Raw genomic sequence first — 16707 nt, forward strand, 5'->3', positions numbered from 1 at the left:
CGGGGCCGTCATCATTCTCTGCTCGTATCAATCGACGGGCAGGTAGCGGCGCCACCAGTCGAGCACGGCAGCGAACCGCTCGACGCGGTGGCGCGGCTGGCCCGATCGCGTGAGCTCGTGGTTCTCGCCGGGGAACACGAGCAGCTCGGCCTCGGTGCCCTGGCGCTTCAGCGCCGAGTAGTACCGCGTCGCCTGCTCGAGCGGGCAGCGGAAGTCGAGCTCGGAATGCATCACGAGCGTCGGCGTCGTCACCTGGCTCACGACGGCCATGGGGCTCTGCCGCGCGATGTCGTCGGCCGAGATGCCCACGTACTCGTCGCCGAAGAACGATCCGATGTCGCTCGTGCCCTGGAACGACACCGGTTCGAGGAAGCCCCGTTCGACGATCGCGCCGGCGAAGCGGTGGTCGTGCGCGATCACCCAGGCGGTGAGGTACCCGCCGTACGAGCCGCCCTGCACGCCGACGCGGTCGCCGTCGAATCGCTCGTCGGAAGCGATGGCCCCCTCGAAGAAGTCGATGACGTCGGCGAAGTCGACGGTGCCCATCTGCTGACGGATGCTGCGCCCGTGGGCCCGCCCGTATCCCGCCGAGCCGCGGGGGTTCGAGTAGACCACGGCGTAGCCGGCATCCACCAGCACCTGCGTCTCATCGAACAGGTGCACGCCGTACGACGCGAACGGACCGCCGTGGATCTGCAGGATGACCGGGAACGGACCGTCGCCCTCCGGCGTGGCGACCCACCCGTGCACCGGGTAGCCGTCGCGACCCGTCACGGTCAGCTCGCGCGGCAGGGCGATGCCGGATGCCGCGGCCCGCGCACCGAATGACGTCAGGGTTCGCGCTACCCCGCTCTCGACGAGCACGAGCTCGCCGAAGGAGTCGGGGCGCGCCACGGCGGCGACGACGCGATCGCCGACGGCGGCGTGGCCGTTGACCTCGAGGTCGCCGCCGAGGATCTCCGAGATGGCGCCGTCGCGGGCGACGCGCATCAGCCGCACACGCCCACGCGTGCGGTCCTGCACGAGGAAGGCATCGCCGACGGCGGTGACATGGCTGCCGACCTCGCCGAGGTCGATCTCGTCGGCATCCGTGAGACGCACCGGGCTGCCCTCTTCGAGCAGCCACAGGCCGACGCCCGGTGCGACGAAGTCGACGCCCTCCCCCACCTCGCTGGCCAGCAGGGCGATGGTGCCGTCCTCAGCGACGTCCAGCGCCGACAGCGACAGGCCGGCGTCCGCCGACAGCACTTCACGCTCGCCGGAGCCGTCGATTGCCACCGCGATGACGCGATTGCGGAGGTCACGACGGTCGGGCTCGATCTCGTCCGGCACGGTCAGCACCTCGCGACCGTCTGCGGTGAACACCAGGCCGCTGTGTGAGGTGGCGCCGTCGGTCAACCCGCGCGGCTCGGCGGCCACCACGGGCTTCTTCGGCGGCGTCTCGTCGTCGGGGCGCACGGCCGCCGCGGGCTCGTAGAACGGCTCCGAGTCCGGCTGCGGCGCGGCGATCACGAAGACGTGCGCGGGCCGGTCGCCGAGGTAGCCGAGGCCGTTCGCGTGCCAGCGGACACCCGTGATGTGCCGGGGCGCCTCGGCCGAGGCATCCATCCCCTCCACGCTGCCGTAGCGGCCCTTCTCGGGCACGCGCGCGAGATAGGCGATCGTCTCGCCATCGGGCGACCACGCGAAGTCCTCGACGCCCAGCACCGCATCCGTGGCCTGCACCGGCTCGCCGCCGGCCGCCGCGACGACGTGCACCTGAGGCTTGCCCTTGGCGTCGCCGCGCACGAACGCGATGCGGGAGGCATCGGGCGACAGCTTCGGAGAGCCGTCGGCGATGCCGCGGGTGAGGCGGCGCGGCGCGGCGTCCGGAAGATCGACGCGCCAGAGCTGGCCGACGGCCCGGTTGGCGGCGATGTCGGGGCGAGACGAAGCGAAGACGGCGAACGAGCCGTCAGCGGCGATCTCGGGGCGTCCGACGGAGACCAGGGTCTCGATGTCCTGTGCCCGCACCGATCACTCCGTCCCGAAGGACGCGACGTCGCCGACCAGACGCGTGTTGTCGGCGGGCACCGGCTCGAGCGCGGCGAGGGCGACCTCGGCGGCGAACTCCGACACGTTGTAGAGCTTGCCCGCGTCCTCGCGACGGGCGGCGATCGCACCCGGGTTCGCACGCTCGAGCAGCGTCGCGGTGATGGTGCCTTCGATCATGTCGCCCGAGACGACCACGAACTCGACACCGCGCTCGGTCAGCGCCGGAATGCGCTCGCGCAGTGCGTCCTCGCCGGCGCGCTTGGAGAGCGCGACCGGCTCGTACTCGGGCATCGTCGGCGTCGTGCGGATGAAGTGCGCCTGGTGACTCGTCACGAAGACGACGCGCGAGCCCTCACCCAGCAGCGGCAGCGCGGTCTCGAGGACGCTCACCTGCGCATCGCGGTTGAGCAGCAGCGCGTAGTCCTCTGCCATGCCGGACTCCATGCCGCCTGACGCGTTGAGCACGAGGATGTCGAGGGTGCCGAACGTGCGGGCGACCTCGTCGATCATCGCCTGGACGGATGCCGCATCCGTGAGATCTGCACCGACCACCAGCACCTGCACGCCGAGGTCGCGCAGCTCCGTCGCGAGCTTCTCGGCCCGCGGCGCCTTGTTGCGGTAGTTGATGACGACGTTCGCGCCTGCCTGCGCGAGGTAGCGCGCGGTGTCGGCTCCGATGCCGCGGGACGAGCCTGTCACGAGGGCGGTCTTGCCGCTCAGCGAGCTCTCGGGAAGCGGTGTGGATGTCTCAGTCACGTGTAGACACTACCTGCTAGGTTCGAGCTCAGGAGGCGCATCGTGGAGCTCATCGAGACCGTCGAACAGTGGGCGTGGATCGGCTGGCTGGTGCTGATCCTGGTCTTCCTCGTGATCGAGATGCTGACGCTCGATTTCACATTCCTGATGCTGAGCATCGGCGGGCTGGCGGGCCTGGTCGCCGACCTGCTGGGAGCACCGATCTGGCTGCAGGTGATCATCGCCGCCGCTGTCTCCGCGATCCTCCTGCTCGTGCTGCGGCCCCCCTTGCTGCGGCGGCTCCGACGCGGGGAGGACCCGACCCCGTCCAACATCGATGCCCTCATCGGCCTGCGGGGCACCGTCATCTCCTCCATCGGCGCACACGGCGGGCAGGTCAAGCTCGCCAACGGCGACATCTGGACCGCCCGGACCGAGTCCGGCGACCTCGACCCCGGCACGCCTGTGCGGGTGAACCGCATCGAGGGCGCGACGGCGGTGGTCCGCTCCGACTCCCCCACTCCCCTTCCCCCCACACCTGAGGACCCGCTCGCATGAACGACGTCAGCTCGGTCATCCCCACCGCGATCGGATGGATTCTCGCGATCGCGGTCTTCATCTTCGTGCTGGTCGTGATCTTCCGCTCCATCCGGATCATCCCGCAGGCCAGCTCCGGCGTCGTCGAGCGCCTCGGCCGCTATCACAAGACCCTCATGCCGGGCCTCAACCTGCTCGTCCCCTTCATCGACCGGCTGCGCCCGCTCATCGACATGCGCGAGCAGGTCGTCTCGTTCCCGCCACAGCCGGTGATCACCGAGGACAACCTCGTCGTGTCGATCGACACCGTGGTCTATTTCCAGGTCACCGACGCCCGCGCCGCCACCTACGAGATCGCGAACTACCTGGGTGCCGTCGAGCAGCTCACCACCACGACGCTCCGCAACGTCGTCGGTGGGCTGAACCTCGAAGAGGCCCTCACCAGCCGCGACAACATCAACGGGCAGCTGCGCGTCGTGCTCGACGAGGCCACGGGCAAGTGGGGCATCCGCGTCTCCCGCGTGGAGCTGAAGGCGATCGACCCGCCGCACTCGATCCAGGACTCGATGGAGAAGCAGATGCGCGCCGAGCGTGAGCGTCGCGCGACGATCCTCACCGCCGAAGGCTCGAAGCAGTCGCAGATCCTCGAGGCCGAGGGCCGCCGGCAGGCCGAGATCCTCAAGGCCGAGGGCGACAAGCAGGCCGCGGTGCTGCGCGCGCAGGGCGAGGCCGAGGCGATCCAGACCGTCTTCGACGCGATCCACTCGGGCAACCCCGACGACAAGCTGCTGGCATACCAGTACCTGCAGACCCTGCCGAAGATCGCCGACAGCGCGTCGAGCAAGCTCTGGATCATCCCGAGCGAGTTCACCGAGGCGCTCAAAGGTCTGACGGGGTCGTTCGCCGGTGTGATGACGGATGCCGCCGCCAAGGGTCGTGGGCAGTCCACGGGTGCCGCGTCTAGCGGTGCCGCCTCGAGTGGTCCTGCACTGGGCGGCCCGCCGCCGGCAGTCACCCCGCCCACCCCGTGACCCACCCGTGGTTCGCCGGCGTCGCGACGCCGCGCGTTCTCGCGCACCGCGGGCTCGTCACGCCGGAGGCCGCGCACAGCGGCGTCGTCGAGAACTCCTTCGCCGCCGTGGCCGCCGCGCACTCCGCCGGCGCTCTCTATGTGGAGTCGGACTGCCACCTCACCGCCGACGGCACGGTGGTGCTCTTCCACGATGACGATCTGTCGCGCGTGACGGGCGACCCGCGCAAGGTCGCCGACGTCTCCGCGCGCGAGCTCGAACACCTCATGACGGGCCGCGGCGGACTGATCACGCTGGCGCAGGCTCTCGACGCCTTTCCGACTCTGAGGTTCAACCTCGACGTGAAGGCGACGGATGCCGCATCCGCCGTCGGCACGACTGTCGCGCCCTTCGCCGATCGCGTCTTGGTGACGAGTTTCTCGGACGAACGTCGGCGAGCCGCGCTGCTCGCGGCGGCCGCCACCAACAGCACGGTGCGCCCCGCGACCTCCGGCGGTCGTGGCGCCATCGCCCGCGTGCTCGCGGCCGTCGCGGCGCGGTCGGACCGGCTCGTCGCCCATGCCCTTGCCGGCATCGACGCGCTGCAGGTTCCGGAGCGCCAGGGGCGCCTGCGGATCGTCACGCCCAGGCTCATCGCCGCCGCCCATCGGCACGGCGTCGAAGTGCACGTCTGGACCGTCAACGAGCCCGACGACATGCGCCGACTCGTCGCGATGGGCGTCGACGGCATCGTCACCGACCGGGCGGACGTCGCGCTGGCCGCACTCACCTAGCACGACCCGGTGGCCGGGCGTCTGCCCCGCTGTGCATCCACTGTGAAAGGTCGATGAACGGGGGTGCTTCGGATGATCCGCTCAGGTCACTTCGTTATACCTATACAGCGACGAGAGGACCACAAAATGGCAGACCGCAGTCTGCGCGGCATCCGACTCGGCGCCCAGAGCCTACAGAGCGAAGAGGGCGTCGTGTTCCATGAACGCGCACAGCACATGTACACCTGCACCGTGTGTGGACGTGACACGACTTTGACCTTTGCGGCCGACGCCGAGGTTCCGCCCGCCTGGGAGTGCCGCACGTGCGGCGCCGAGGCGCTGCTGCGCGTGGGCGACGGCACCGCGACCGTCGATCACTCCGGCGACAAGACCCCGCGCAGCCACTGGGACATGCTGCTGGAGCGCCGCACGCTTCCCGAGCTCGAAGAGCTCCTGGAAGAGCGCCTCGCCTACGTCCGTGCCCGCCGCGGAGCAGGCGAGAACGTCACGGCGGACAAGCTCAGCGCCTGAGCCGCGATCCACGCGACGCCGGCCCTACGGGGCCGGCGTTTTCGTGTCCCCGCGGGGGCGAAGGCGCGCGAACACCCCGAGGCCGGCGAGCACGATCACGCTGCCCCACGACAAGGTGGCGTTGATCCATGCCCCGATCACCACGGCGGGCGTGAGGCCGGTCCGCAGCGGCACGTCGGTGAGCATGTGCCCGGGCGCATCCGCCACGAGCCCGTCGATGGTGGTGCCGTCCGGTGCGATCACCTGGCTCGTGCCGACCGTCGAGAGGTTCACGACCGCGCGACCGGTCTCGATGGCGCGCAGCCGCGCGACGGCGAGCTGCTGCAAGTTCTCGTCGGTGCCGCGGAAGTCGGCGTTGTTGGTCTGGAACAGGTAGACCTCGGCGCCTTCCGCGGCGCCTTCCCAGACGAGCGCGTCGTAGATCACGTCGAAGCAGATGGCCAGACCCGCGATGGTGCCGTCGATGTCGAAGACGGGCGCGTTGGTGCCCGGCGTGTAGTCTCGGCCGATCATGCCGATGAGGTCGGGGGCGATCGCGTCGTAGAACTCGCGATCCGGCACGTACTCGCCGAAGGGCACGGGATTGCGCTTGTCGTACGTCTGCTCGATCCCTGTGCCGTCCCGCCACAGGAACGACATGTTGAAGTACTCCTCCTCGCCGCGCTGGTCGACCCGGTTCGCCACCAGCGGCGCTCCCAGCTGCCGCGTGACCCGGTCCAGCGCAGCCGCGGCGGCGACCGAGCCTTCGGGGTCGAGGTCGACGCTTCCCTCCGGCCACAGCACGACGTCGACGTCCTCGGAGCCGAACAGCGGCTTGGTCGCGTCGTACTGCGACTCCAGCACGTCGCCCGCATCGCGCACGTCGAAGTAGCCTGCCGGGCCGTTGCCCTGCACACTGGCCACGCGCATGGTGCCGGCCGGCGTGGTCGCCCAGGCCGGGACGACCAGCATCGCCGTGGCGACCAGCGCGAGCACGGCGACCGGCAGGAGCCACCGGATACTGCGGCCTCTGCGCCGGGGCGCACGGACCAGCTCCACCGCGGCCGCGACGACGGCTGTCACGAGGAACGTCAGGCCCGCGGTGCCCGTCCACGAGACGACCTCTGCAAAGGGACCGTTCACCTGTGAGGTTCCCACCCGTCCCCAGGGGAAGCCTCCGTAGGGGAATCCGCCGGTCACCGCCTCCCGCGCGGTCCACAGCCCCGCGACCAGGAGAGATGTCACCAGCACCCGGCCCCGGCGTGGCACCGCTCGCGGCACCCACCGATAGGCCAAGGCGATGAGCACCGCGCCGCCGGCGACGATCAGCGCCTCCAAGCCCGACAGCGCCAGCCACGGAATCGGCCCGACCCAGGCCGCCGTGAAGTCGAGGTTGAGCAGGTAGAAAGCGAGGCCGAAGACCAGGCCGGTGAGCAAGGCAGCGCCGACGCGTCGGCCGACGAGTGCCACCAGCGCCAGCGCAACGGACACCCACGCCATCGGCCACCACGCCAGCGACGGGAGGGCGACGTCCAAGAGCGCCCCGCCGATCCCCGATACCGCCACGGCGGCCCAGAGAGGCAGCAGCGGGCGCGGCAGCGGCGGACGGGACGGCGCGTCGGGTGGCACGGATTCCACCCTAGGCGAGCCTGACGGCGACCCTTTGCCCGTACCCGGTCTCTGACCTTGTCGAAGGGCTTTAGACGGTGGAGTACGCGACGATGCCCCGCCGTACGGCATCCAGCGCCCTGCGTGCCGTGCCGGCGATCGGCTGGTCGGCGACGATCGACAGCTGGTCGAGCAGGTCGATCGTCTGCTTCGCCCAGCGCACGAAGTCTCCCGCCGCCATGTCGGCCTCGGTCAGCACCCGGTCGAGCGTGCCGCCGCGTGCCCAGGAGTGCATCGCGAGCGCCAGACCGGCCGAGACCGGCTCGGTCCCGGGAAGGCGGTTCTCCTCCTCCAGGTCCTGGAGTTCCTGCCACAGCGAGATCGTGGCGTCGAAGGCGGGCCGGAAGGCGCCGCGAGGCAGACCCCGCTCCCCCGGACCGGCGTCGTCCCGCCGCGGCTCGTACACCAGCGAGCAGGCGAGCGCCGCGAGGGAGGCGGCATCCAGGTCCTTCCAGATCCCGCGGCGCAGCGACTCCGCGACCAGCAGATCGCGTTCCCCGTAGATGCGGCGCATCGTGCGCCCCGATGGGGTGAGCGTCGTCGCCCCGTCGTCGGCGACCGCGACGTACTCGAGTGCGGCGAGCACATCGACAACACGATCGAAGATGCGCGCCACCGTGCCGGTGCGGGTATCGATCTGACGGCGGATCTTGTCGATCTCGCGCTTGAGCTTCCAGTAGCGCTCGGCCCACCGCGCATGATGCTCCCGATCGGGGCACTGATGGCACGGATGCCGCAGCATGCGCTTGCGCAGGCTCGCGATGCGGCGCTGCCGCTCGTCGCGGGTGCGCCGTGCGGCGCTGACGTCCTTGCGGTTCACCTTCTCGAGGTCGCTCAGCTCACGACGGATGCCCGAGTACTCCGCGAAGTCGCCGCGGTCGCACGTCATCGCCTTCTCGTACCCGGCGAGCGACTCCTCCTGCTCGCGCACCTGCCGAGCGAGCCCCACCACGGCACGATCCGCCTGGAACTGCGCGAACGACGACTCGAGGATCTCGCGGGCTCTCGCCCGGCCGAACTGGTCGATGAGGTTGACAGCCATGTTGTACGTCGGGCGGAAGCTGGAGTTCAGTGGATAGGTGCGCCGCGACGCGAGCGCGGCGACGGCCTGCGGGTCGAGGGCCTCAGTCCACTGGACCACCGCGTGACCCTCGACGTCGATGCCCCGGCGTCCGGCGCGTCCGGTGAGCTGGGTGTACTCCCCCGAGGTGATCGCGACGCGCGCCTCGCCGTTGAACTTCTCGAGCTTCTCCAGCACGACCGTGCGGGCGGGCATGTTGATGCCGAGCGCCAGCGTCTCGGTGGCGAACACGACCTTCACGAGTTTGCGCTGGAACAGCTCCTCGACGACCTCCTTGAAGGCCGGCAGCAGCCCCGCGTGATGGGACGCGACGCCGCGCTCGAGGTTCTCACGCCATTCCCAGAAGCCCAGCACCGCGAGGTCCTCTTCGAGCAGGCTGCGGGTGCGCTCCTCGATGACGGCCCGGATCTCGAGCCGCTCGTCCTGCGACGTCAGCCGTACGCCGGCGCGCCGGACCTGCTGCACGGCCGCGTCGCAGCCGACCCGGCTGAAGATGAAGAAGATGGCGGGCAGCAGGTTCGCCCGCGACAGCAGCTCGACGACGTCGGGGCGATCGAGCCGCTCGATGCGCTGCACGTTCGCCGAGCGCACCGGGCGCTTGTTGCCGCGGCTCGGACGACGACGGGATGCCTCGTATCCGCCGCCCGCGTAGTGAGCGCGTTCGCCGCGGTCGCTGCTGCGCAGCTGCTGCGCGCGCCGGTTGTTCTCGAAGTTCGAGCCCTTGAACGACCGGATGCGCATCAGCTCCTGGTTCACCTGCGCGGTCGCGATGCCGGCGCGGTCGTCGAACAGCGGCAGCAGGTCGCCTCTCACGAGCACGTGCTGCTCGAGCGGCACCGGGCGCGTCTCGGAGACGATGACCTCTACCGCGGGGTTGCCGTCGCTGCCCCCGCGCACCGTGTCGAGCCAGTCGCCGAACTCCTCGGCGTTCGACACGGTCGCCGACAGCGACACCAGCCGTACGCTCGGCGCGAGGTGGATGATGACCTCCTCCCACACGGCGCCGCGGAAGCGGTCGGCGAGGTAGTGCACCTCGTCCATGACGACGTACCTCAGGCCTCGCAGCGCCGGGGAATCGGCGTAGAGCATGTTGCGCAGCACCTCGGTCGTCATGACGACGATGCGCGCGTTGCCGTTGATGTTCGTGTCGCCGGTGAGGAGGCCGACATCGTCGGGCCCGTAGACGTCCTGGAGCTCACGGAACTTCTGGTTCGACAGCGCCTTCATCGGCGTCGTGTAGAACGCCTTGTCTCCGGGCGTCTGCATCGCCAGGTGCACGGCGAACTCGCCGACGATGGTCTTGCCCGCGCCGGTGGGCGCGGCGACCAGCACGCTGCGGCCGTCTTCGAGCGCGCGGCACCCCTCGATCTGGAACGGGTCGAGCGTGAACCGCTGCGCCGCCGCGAACGCGGCCGTGAGCGGGTGCGTGCGGTCGAGCCGGGCGGCGTCGCTCGCGCGCGCGTAGCGCTCAGCGGGAGCGGGGTCGCTCACGACACCTTGGGCGGAAGGAGCCCTGCGGCCCTGTCGCGCTTCGCCTTGCGCCGGTCGAACAGCATGGACAGGCCGACCGCGGCGAAGTACAGCACGCACAGGATGCCGCCGAGAAGCAGCATCGAGGTGACGTCGGCGGCAGGGGTCGCCATGGCCGCGAAGACGGTGATGATGATGATCGCCACGCGCCACCCCTTGAGGATGTCGCGGCCCGACACAACCCCGGCGAGGTTCAGGGCGACCAGGAAGACCGGGGTCACGAAGGACACCCCGATCACGAGCAGCAGCTTGAAGACGAAGTCGTAGTACGTGGCGTAGTCGTAGAACTGGGCGATGCCCTGGTCGTTGGGCACGAAGTTCGCCATCAGCACGACCATGTGCGGCATGATGAGCCAGCCGACGTAGAGGCCGGCCATGAACAGCGGGATCGCGGCCCCGAGGAAGCCGATGGTGTGGCGGACCTCCTTGCGGGTGAGCCCGGGCATGATGAACGCCCAGATCTGCCACAGCCACACCGGCGCCGAGATCAGCAGGCCGATCGCGAAGGCGATCCGCATGTGCAGGTCGAAACCACTCGCGACGGTCGTGAAGTTGAGGGCGATGTCCTGCTCGCCCCGCTCCTTTGCGATCTGCACGATCGGCTGCGCGAGCAGGTCGATCACCCAGCCGCTGATGAGGAAGGCGATGACCATGCCGACGACGAGGCCGGCCGCAGCGATGAAGAATCGCTTCCGCAGTTCGCGCAGGTGCCCGCCGAGCGACATGCGCCTATCGCGCCGAGGCTGCTCGGGCTCCCCGATGCGCGGTGGCTCCGTGGTGACCACGCCGGGTCAGGAGGACGGGTCTGCGGTGCTGCTGCTCGGGCTCGCGGGAATGTCGGCCTTCGGGGTCTCCGACGCCACATTCTCGGCCTTCGGCTTGCCCGAGGCGTCCTCGTCCTTCATCGCCTTCATCTCACCCTTGAACACCCGGGCGGACTGACCGACGCTCTTGGCGAGGGCCGGGAGCTTCGCAGCCCCGAAGAGGAGCAGGATCACCGCGAGGATGATCAGAAGATGCGGCCATCCGAATGCGCCCATGCGGAGTCTCCTTGTCGGTGCGGATGTGGTCCAGTGTAACCCTGTCGCGACGGCTCCGAGCCGCGCTCACCGGTACTGCGCCAATCCGGCTTCGGCCCAGTCGGCGACCGCACGTCGCGCGGCGGCGGGTTCGAGCACCTCGACGGCGCCGCCCCGGCGCGCGGCGAGGCGCCGCAGGCTCAGTTCGTCCGCGACGCGCATCGTCGCGATCGTGACGCCGTCGGATGTCGCGAGCGTCGCGCGGTCGAGGTAGTCGCCCAGCAGCGGTGCGACATCCTCCGCGAAGCGGATGCGGGCGACCACGTCGCCGGCGTCGGTGTCGAACCAGTCCGGCGCCTGCTCCCCCGCGTGAGTGCTCGGGATGCCGGTGAGCTCCAGGTCGCTCACCCGATCGAGGTGGAACGTGCGCATCGCCTCTCGGAGATGGCACCAGCCCTGCAGGTACCACTGCCCGCTGGCGATGTGCACCTTGACGGGATCGACGGTGCGGGTTGTGGGACCGGCATCGGGGGCCTTGTACGTGAAGGAGACCGCAACACCCCGCCTCAGGGCGTCGGCCACGAGGTCGCGCACCGCGTCGACCGGCTCCGGGGCGAGGATCACCTCGGCAGGGGTGCCGGAGGCTCCGCGAGAGAGTTTCGCGAGGAGAGCGGCATAGAGCTCGGTGTCGCCCACGCCCGGGATGGAGCGAGCCAGCTGCAGCCCCGCGAGCAGCGCGGCCGCCTCGCGGGCGGTGAGCTTCGGGGACCGCTCCAGACCGACCGCGTTCGTGATGACGATGAGGTCGCGCTCGTCGAGGAGGTCCCAGTCGATGTCGAACAGGTCGTTCGACATCTGCCAGTAGCCCCGGTCACCGGGCAGGCCGATGACGGTGAGCTTCTCGACCATGGAGCGCATCTGCTCGGGTGACACGTCGAACTCGGCGGCGGCATCGGCGAGCGAGACCTCCCCCTTGCCGATGAGGTACGGCACGAGCTGCAGCATGAGGGCGGCGCGATCAGTCGCGACGAGCGGCCGCTTCGCGGTCATGACAGGCTCCCCGCGTTCATGCCGCCCCCTCGTGCAGCGCACGGGTGGCGGCGAGGCGATCGATCACGCGATCGCGCAGCTCCACCGGTGCGACGACGCGCACCTCCGGCCCGTACGAGGCGAGCTCGTCGGCGAAGATGTGGGCATCGACGTACGGCACGCGGATTCCCTGCTCGGCCGGTTGCGCCCGGCGGGCGAGCCGCAGTGCAGCCTCGGTGCCGGGGTTGACCTCCAGGAGGGCGGAGTTGCGCGCGGCGACCTCGTCGAGACCGGCGAGGGCGCGGTCTCCGGCTCCCTCGCGGAGCGCAGGGTCGAACGACGCGCGCGTGAGCGAGACCGGCCCGACGATGCGCTGGAGGAGGAAGGTGCGATCGGCGTGGACGTCGAGATCGATGCCGAACACGTGCCATCGGCCCTCGTACTCGATCAGCGCCAGTGGCTGGATGCGGCGCGTGCGCGGCGCGTCCTCCCCCGGCTTGAGGTACGGGAAGGTGACGACGCGGCTGGACTCGATCGCCTGCTGCAGCGCGGGAAAGGCGGGATCGCGCAGACTGAGGCGGGGTGAGAAGCCGATGATCGGCTCGTCGACGAGGTCGCCGAGCGCCCGGATCTTGCGCAGCCCGCCGCGCGCGTCGTCCGACATGGAGCTCTGACTCCATACCCCGCCCGCAAGGGTCAGCAGCGCCAGCTCGGCAGGAGTGAACTCGATGTCTTCGGGAAGCTCATACTCGGCGGTGGGCACGCGGTATCGCGCCTCGCGCAGGTCGTCGGGGTCGACCCAGTCGCCGATCGTCTCGATCGGCACGCCGAGACCGCGCAGCGACTCCTTGTCGCGCTCGAACATCTTCTCGAGCGCATCCTTGGATGCCCCGGCCTCACTCTGCTCGCGGTAACCCGCGACGGAGGTCAGGATGGTGTCCTTCGTCAGCCCCTGGTCGGTCGCGATGAGGGCCACCACGAGGTTGACGAGGCGCTCCTCGGGTGGGATCTTCGCGGCGGCAGTGGCGGGCACCCAGCTATCTTAGGGCCGCGCGCGGCACGGCAGCCGAACCCCCGGGTCACTCCTCGGGTGCGACGTCCAGACCGAGGATGTCGATCACGAACACGAGCGTCGAGTCCGCCGGGATCGCGCCCTGCGCCTGATCGCCGTATCCCTGGTCGGGGGGCACCACCACCATGACCTGCGAACCCACCGTCTGGCCCTCGAGGGCCTGGGCGAAGCCGGGGACGACGCCGTCGAGCGTCAGCGACGCGGGCTCGCCGTCCCAGCTGCTGTCGAAGGCCTCGTCCTCGCCCCAGACGACGCCGGTGTAGTGGACGCGCACCGGCTGGTCACCGGTCACCGTCTCACCGGTGCCCTTCTTGAGCGTCTGGACGACCACGTCCTCCGGCGGGGCGCCATCGGGGATGATCAGGCCGGGCCGGCCGTCGGGCGCGCGCACGACGCTGGGCAGCCCGAATCCGCTGTTGAACTGGTTTTGACCGTCGGCGGCCGCGAGGTAGACCTTGCGGACGTCGATGACCGCCACCGCGGTGTCATCCTCCGTCAGTCCGAACCCCTGCGCGACGCCCTCCGCCATGTCGTCGGGTGAGAGGGCGACCGCGACACGCGAGCCCTCGGTCGCACACTGCAGCGCGTCTTCGAAGCCGGGGAAGTTCGTGGTCCACTGCGACGGGGACGAGACGGTCGACAGATCGCCGTCGTAGGCGGTGGCGACGATCGGCTCGCCGGTGGCACCGCTGAACAGGGCGACGTCGACGACCATGAGCTGGTTCTGCACGGTGATCGCGGTGCCCTCGCCGGTCACCACGTCCTCGTAGGCCAGCTGCGGCGCGTGCAGCGGCGTGTACATGTCGACCTCGGGCTGGTCGCTGCTGTCGCCCGTGACGTCGATGAGCTCCATCACGTCGGCGTCGGAGACAGCGGGACGGGAGCAGTCGGACGAGCCGGGCAGCGAGCATCCGGTCAGGCCGACGGTCACCAGTCCCAGGACAACGAGGGCAGCGGGGATCTTGCGCACCGGATCAGTTTAGGCGGACTCGTCGGGGGCGTCTGAACGCCCAGCCGCCTGGCGGGCGCCCTCGGCCGCGCGCTCCGCCTCGCGGACGCGCTTGCGCAGGTTCTTGTCGGTGATCTGCCGATCGCCGACCGCGCCGGGCGTCCAGAGCTCGACGTCCTGGTCGCCGTAGCTCGACTTCGACGCCCGGCGCTTGACCTCGGGGGCGACGGCGCCCGGCGCCAGCCGGCGCGCCCAGATGAGAAAGCCGGTGTGCGCGACCATGCGGTGGTCGGGACGCACCGCGAGTCCCTCGACGTGCCAGCCCCTGACGATGGTCTCGTTCGCGTCGGGTTCGGTGAAGAGCCCGGTGCCGCGGATGTACTCCGCGACGCGGCTCAACTGCGTCGCGGTGGCGACATAGCAGACCACCACGCCGCCGGGTGTGAGGGCATCGGCGACCGCATCGATGCACTCCCACGGCGCCAGCATGTCGAGAACGACGCGGTCGACGGATGCCGCGGCCACCGCATCGGTCAGCTCCTCGGCCAGATCGCCGACGACCACGTCCCAGTTCGGGGGCACCTCTCCGATGAACGTCTCGACGTTCGCGCGGGCGACGGCTGCGAAGTCGTCTCGGCGCTCGAACGACACAAGGCGCCCGGTGGCGCCGATCGCCCGCAGGAGCCACAGCGACAGCGCTCCGGAGCCGACGCCGGCCTCGACCACCGTGGCCCCCGGGAAGATGTCGGCCTCGGCGAGGATCTGCGCGGCATCCTTCGGGTACACGATCGCGGCGCCGCGCGGCATCGACATCACGAAGTCGCGCAGCAGCGGGCGCAGCGCCAGATACTCGTGGCCGCCGCTGTTGGCGACCACGGAGCCGTCCGGCTGGCCGATGAGCTGCGTGTGCTTGAGCACGCCGTGATGCGTGTGCAGCTCGCCGTCCTCGCGCAGCGTGATGGTGTGCAGGCGGCCCTTCGGGCCCGTGAGCTGCACGCGATCGCCGAGGCGGAACGGGCCGCTCGGTCGGGTGATCTCGTCGGTCATCGCGCATTCTCCTCGACGTCGTTGGCGCCGCCGGCGCGCAACCGCGCGCGGTGCGACTGGTGGAAGGCGGCGAGGTCGTCGACGGTTCGCCCGTCGAGGGTGTCCCACACCGCGTGTGCGCCGGCCCCGGTCAGCGACACCATGAGCGGCACGCCGATCACCGACGCACCTGATGCGACCGCCGCGCGCACGCCCGTCGACGAGTCCTCGATCGCGACGGCGTCTCCCGGGCTGACCCCGAGGAGTTCGCACGCCTGCAGGTAGGCATCGGGGAACGGCTTCGGGCGCGTCGCGTCGTCGCCGGCGATGACGACATCGAAAGCGTCGAAGTCGATCAGATCCACGACTGCCCGCGCCATCCGACTCAGCGACATCGTCACCAGCGCCGTCTTCACGCCGTTCGCGCGCAGATCCGCCAGTAGTTCGCGAGCGCCGGGGCGGAACGGCACGCCCGTGGTGGCCAGCTGGCGCATCACATCGTCGGTCAGATGGTCGACGATGTCGCGGACGCCCATGCGAACACCCTCGGCTTGGAAGATGCTCGCCGAGTCCTCCAGTCCCGCACCGACGAGCTGCAGCGCCTGCTCGTGCGACCAGGTGCCGCCGAAGCTCTCGACCAACGTCGTCTCCGCCGCCATCCAATAGGACTCGGTGTCGACCAGGGTTCCGTCCATGTCCCAGAGGACGGCGGCAAGAGGAGGCGCATTCACCGTGCAATCCTACCGACGGGTCTCCGGCCCTCCGTCGAGAGGGGGGCATATCCTGGAGGGAGCCTGCGGCCGATGCGGGCGGAGGGGGTCCCGTGGACGGACTGGGTCGTCGTGTTCTCGTCGCTGCGTTCGACGGATGGAATGACGCGGGCGAAGCCGCGTCCTCCGCGATCACGCAGCTGCGCGAGGGCGGCTCGTACGAGACCGTGTTCTCGGTGGATCCCGAGCTGTACTTCGACTACCAGTACACGCGTCCGCACATCGCCGCCGACGGCGACGGCCGACGCGCTCTCCGCTGGCCCGAGGCCTCGCTGCTCCGCCCCGCTCGCGCGACCCGCGGCACACAGCTGTGGCTGCTCACGGGTGTCGAGCCGGCCCGCGCCTGGCAGGCGTTCTCGTCCGAGTTCATCGACATCGCGTTGCGGGAGGACATCACCGGCTTCATCGCGATCGGCTCGATGATGTCGGACGTGCCGCACACGCGCCCGATCTCGGTGTTTGCCGGCAGCGACAACGAGAACCTCCGCACCACGCTCGAGCTCGAGCGCAGCTCGTACGAGGGGCCGGTCGGAATCCTCAGCGTGCTCGGAGATGCGGCGGAGCGCGCCGGCATCCCGACGGCGAGCCTCTGGGCCAGCGTGCCGCACTACGTCGCCGGTCACACCCCGTCGCCCAAGGCGACGCTCGCGCTGCTCGACAAGCTCGAAGACCTCACCGGCGCGCCGGTGCCGCGCGGCGACCTCGCGACCGAGGCTGCGGCCTGGGAGGCATCCATCGACGCGGCCGCCGCGGACGATGAGGAGATGACCGACTACATCCGCCAGCTCGAGCGCACGCGCGACACGTGGGATTCGCCCGAGGCCTCGGGCGACGCGATCGCGCAGGAGTTCGAGCGCTACCTCCGCCGCTCCGACGGCAAGCCGGGCGAAGGGCCGAACAAGCCGGGCCGCGACGACCCGCGCCGCTGAGCGGCATCCGCGGCGCTATCGGTCGTTGAGCGAGC

General features: G+C 70.3%; 16 protein-coding genes. 5 read left to right on the forward strand and 11 right to left on the reverse strand.

The window, feature by feature from the left end:
• Positions 1-27: 27 nt before the first annotated feature.
• Complete coding sequence (locus B1729_RS12640; RefSeq protein ID WP_163617075.1) at positions 28-2013, reverse strand: S9 family peptidase; 1986 nt, start codon at positions 2011-2013, stop codon at positions 28-30.
• Between the two features lie 3 nt (positions 2014-2016).
• A complete protein-coding gene (locus B1729_RS12645; protein WP_163617074.1) occupies positions 2017-2790 on the reverse strand; it encodes an SDR family oxidoreductase in 774 nt (257 codons plus the stop codon).
• Between the two features lie 42 nt (positions 2791-2832).
• On the opposite strand from B1729_RS12645, the gene B1729_RS12650 reads away from it, so the two are divergent.
• From B1729_RS12650 to B1729_RS12665, 4 genes are all read left to right on the forward strand, one after another.
• Positions 2833-3327, forward strand: coding sequence for an NfeD family protein (locus tag B1729_RS12650; RefSeq protein ID WP_204318914.1), 495 nt, complete (start codon positions 2833-2835; stop codon positions 3325-3327).
• Complete coding sequence (locus tag B1729_RS12655) at positions 3324-4337, forward strand: SPFH domain-containing protein (RefSeq protein ID WP_239525725.1); 1014 nt, start codon at positions 3324-3326, stop codon at positions 4335-4337. The genes B1729_RS12650 and B1729_RS12655 overlap by 4 nt, the downstream gene beginning before the upstream one ends.
• The gene (locus tag B1729_RS12660; protein WP_163633037.1) at positions 4334-5110 is read left to right on the forward strand and encodes a glycerophosphodiester phosphodiesterase family protein; all 777 of its coding nucleotides are present in this window, start codon (positions 4334-4336) and stop codon (positions 5108-5110) included. The genes B1729_RS12655 and B1729_RS12660 overlap by 4 nt, the downstream gene beginning before the upstream one ends.
• Before the next feature lie 126 nt (positions 5111-5236).
• Positions 5237-5620, forward strand: a complete 384-nt coding sequence (locus B1729_RS12665; RefSeq protein ID WP_163617072.1) for an RNA polymerase-binding protein RbpA — start codon at positions 5237-5239, stop codon at positions 5618-5620.
• 24 nt (positions 5621-5644) lie between these two features.
• Here B1729_RS12665 and lnt read toward each other — a convergent pair whose 3' ends face one another.
• The 9 genes from lnt to B1729_RS12710 form a co-directional block, all read right to left on the reverse strand.
• Complete coding sequence (gene lnt, locus B1729_RS12670; protein ID WP_239539626.1) at positions 5645-7228, reverse strand: apolipoprotein N-acyltransferase; 1584 nt, start codon at positions 7226-7228, stop codon at positions 5645-5647.
• Between the two features lie 70 nt (positions 7229-7298).
• Positions 7299-9839, reverse strand: a complete 2541-nt coding sequence (locus tag B1729_RS12675; RefSeq protein WP_163633039.1) for a DEAD/DEAH box helicase — start codon at positions 9837-9839, stop codon at positions 7299-7301.
• Complete coding sequence (gene tatC, locus B1729_RS12680) at positions 9836-10603, reverse strand: twin-arginine translocase subunit TatC (RefSeq protein ID WP_163633041.1); 768 nt, start codon at positions 10601-10603, stop codon at positions 9836-9838. Before tatC ends, B1729_RS12675 begins: the two co-directional genes overlap by 4 nt.
• A 66-nt stretch (positions 10604-10669) precedes the next feature.
• A complete protein-coding gene (tatA, locus tag B1729_RS12685; RefSeq protein ID WP_163617069.1) occupies positions 10670-10918 on the reverse strand; it encodes a twin-arginine translocase TatA/TatE family subunit in 249 nt (82 codons plus the stop codon).
• Positions 10919-10984: 66 nt separating this feature from the next.
• A complete protein-coding gene (locus B1729_RS12690; RefSeq protein ID WP_163617068.1) occupies positions 10985-11947 on the reverse strand; it encodes a WYL domain-containing protein in 963 nt (320 codons plus the stop codon).
• A 16-nt stretch (positions 11948-11963) separates the two neighbouring features.
• Complete coding sequence (locus B1729_RS12695) at positions 11964-12959, reverse strand: WYL domain-containing protein (protein WP_163633043.1); 996 nt, start codon at positions 12957-12959, stop codon at positions 11964-11966.
• A 46-nt stretch (positions 12960-13005) separates the two neighbouring features.
• Entirely contained in the window at positions 13006-13968 is a 963-nt protein-coding gene (locus B1729_RS12700; protein WP_163633045.1) for an FKBP-type peptidyl-prolyl cis-trans isomerase, read from the reverse strand.
• Positions 13969-13977: 9 nt separating this feature from the next.
• Positions 13978-14994 carry a tRNA (adenine-N1)-methyltransferase gene (locus B1729_RS12705; protein WP_163617065.1) on the reverse strand — a complete coding sequence of 339 codons (1017 nt, stop codon included), beginning with the start codon at positions 14992-14994 and terminating at the stop codon, positions 13978-13980.
• Complete coding sequence (locus tag B1729_RS12710) at positions 14991-15704, reverse strand: HAD family phosphatase (RefSeq protein WP_204318916.1); 714 nt, start codon at positions 15702-15704, stop codon at positions 14991-14993. Before B1729_RS12710 ends, B1729_RS12705 begins: the two co-directional genes overlap by 4 nt.
• Positions 15705-15796: 92 nt before the next feature.
• Here B1729_RS12710 and B1729_RS12715 point away from each other — a divergent pair, with 92 nt between their 5' ends.
• Entirely contained in the window at positions 15797-16672 is an 876-nt protein-coding gene (locus B1729_RS12715; protein ID WP_163617064.1) for a PAC2 family protein, read from the forward strand.
• The last annotated feature ends 35 nt before the right edge of the window (positions 16673-16707 follow it).

The organism is Microbacterium sp. B35-04 (assembly GCF_010634885.1).
GTDB lineage: Bacteria > Actinomycetota > Actinomycetes > Actinomycetales > Microbacteriaceae > Microbacterium.

Coding starts and splice junctions, on each gene's coding strand:
- tatA (WP_163617069.1), bottom strand. CDS start 10,918: ATGGGCGCATTCGGATGGCCGCATCTTCTGATCATCCTCGCGGTGATC.
- tatC (WP_163633041.1), bottom strand. CDS start 10,603: ATGTCGCTCGGCGGGCACCTGCGCGAACTGCGGAAGCGATTCTTCATC.
- B1729_RS12690 (WP_163617068.1), bottom strand. CDS start 11,947: ATGACCGCGAAGCGGCCGCTCGTCGCGACTGATCGCGCCGCCCTCATG.
- B1729_RS12705 (WP_163617065.1), bottom strand. CDS start 14,994: ATGACCGACGAGATCACCCGACCGAGCGGCCCGTTCCGCCTCGGCGAT.
- B1729_RS12665 (WP_163617072.1), top strand. CDS start 5,237: ATGGCAGACCGCAGTCTGCGCGGCATCCGACTCGGCGCCCAGAGCCTA.
- B1729_RS12655 (WP_239525725.1), top strand. CDS start 3,324: ATGAACGACGTCAGCTCGGTCATCCCCACCGCGATCGGATGGATTCTC.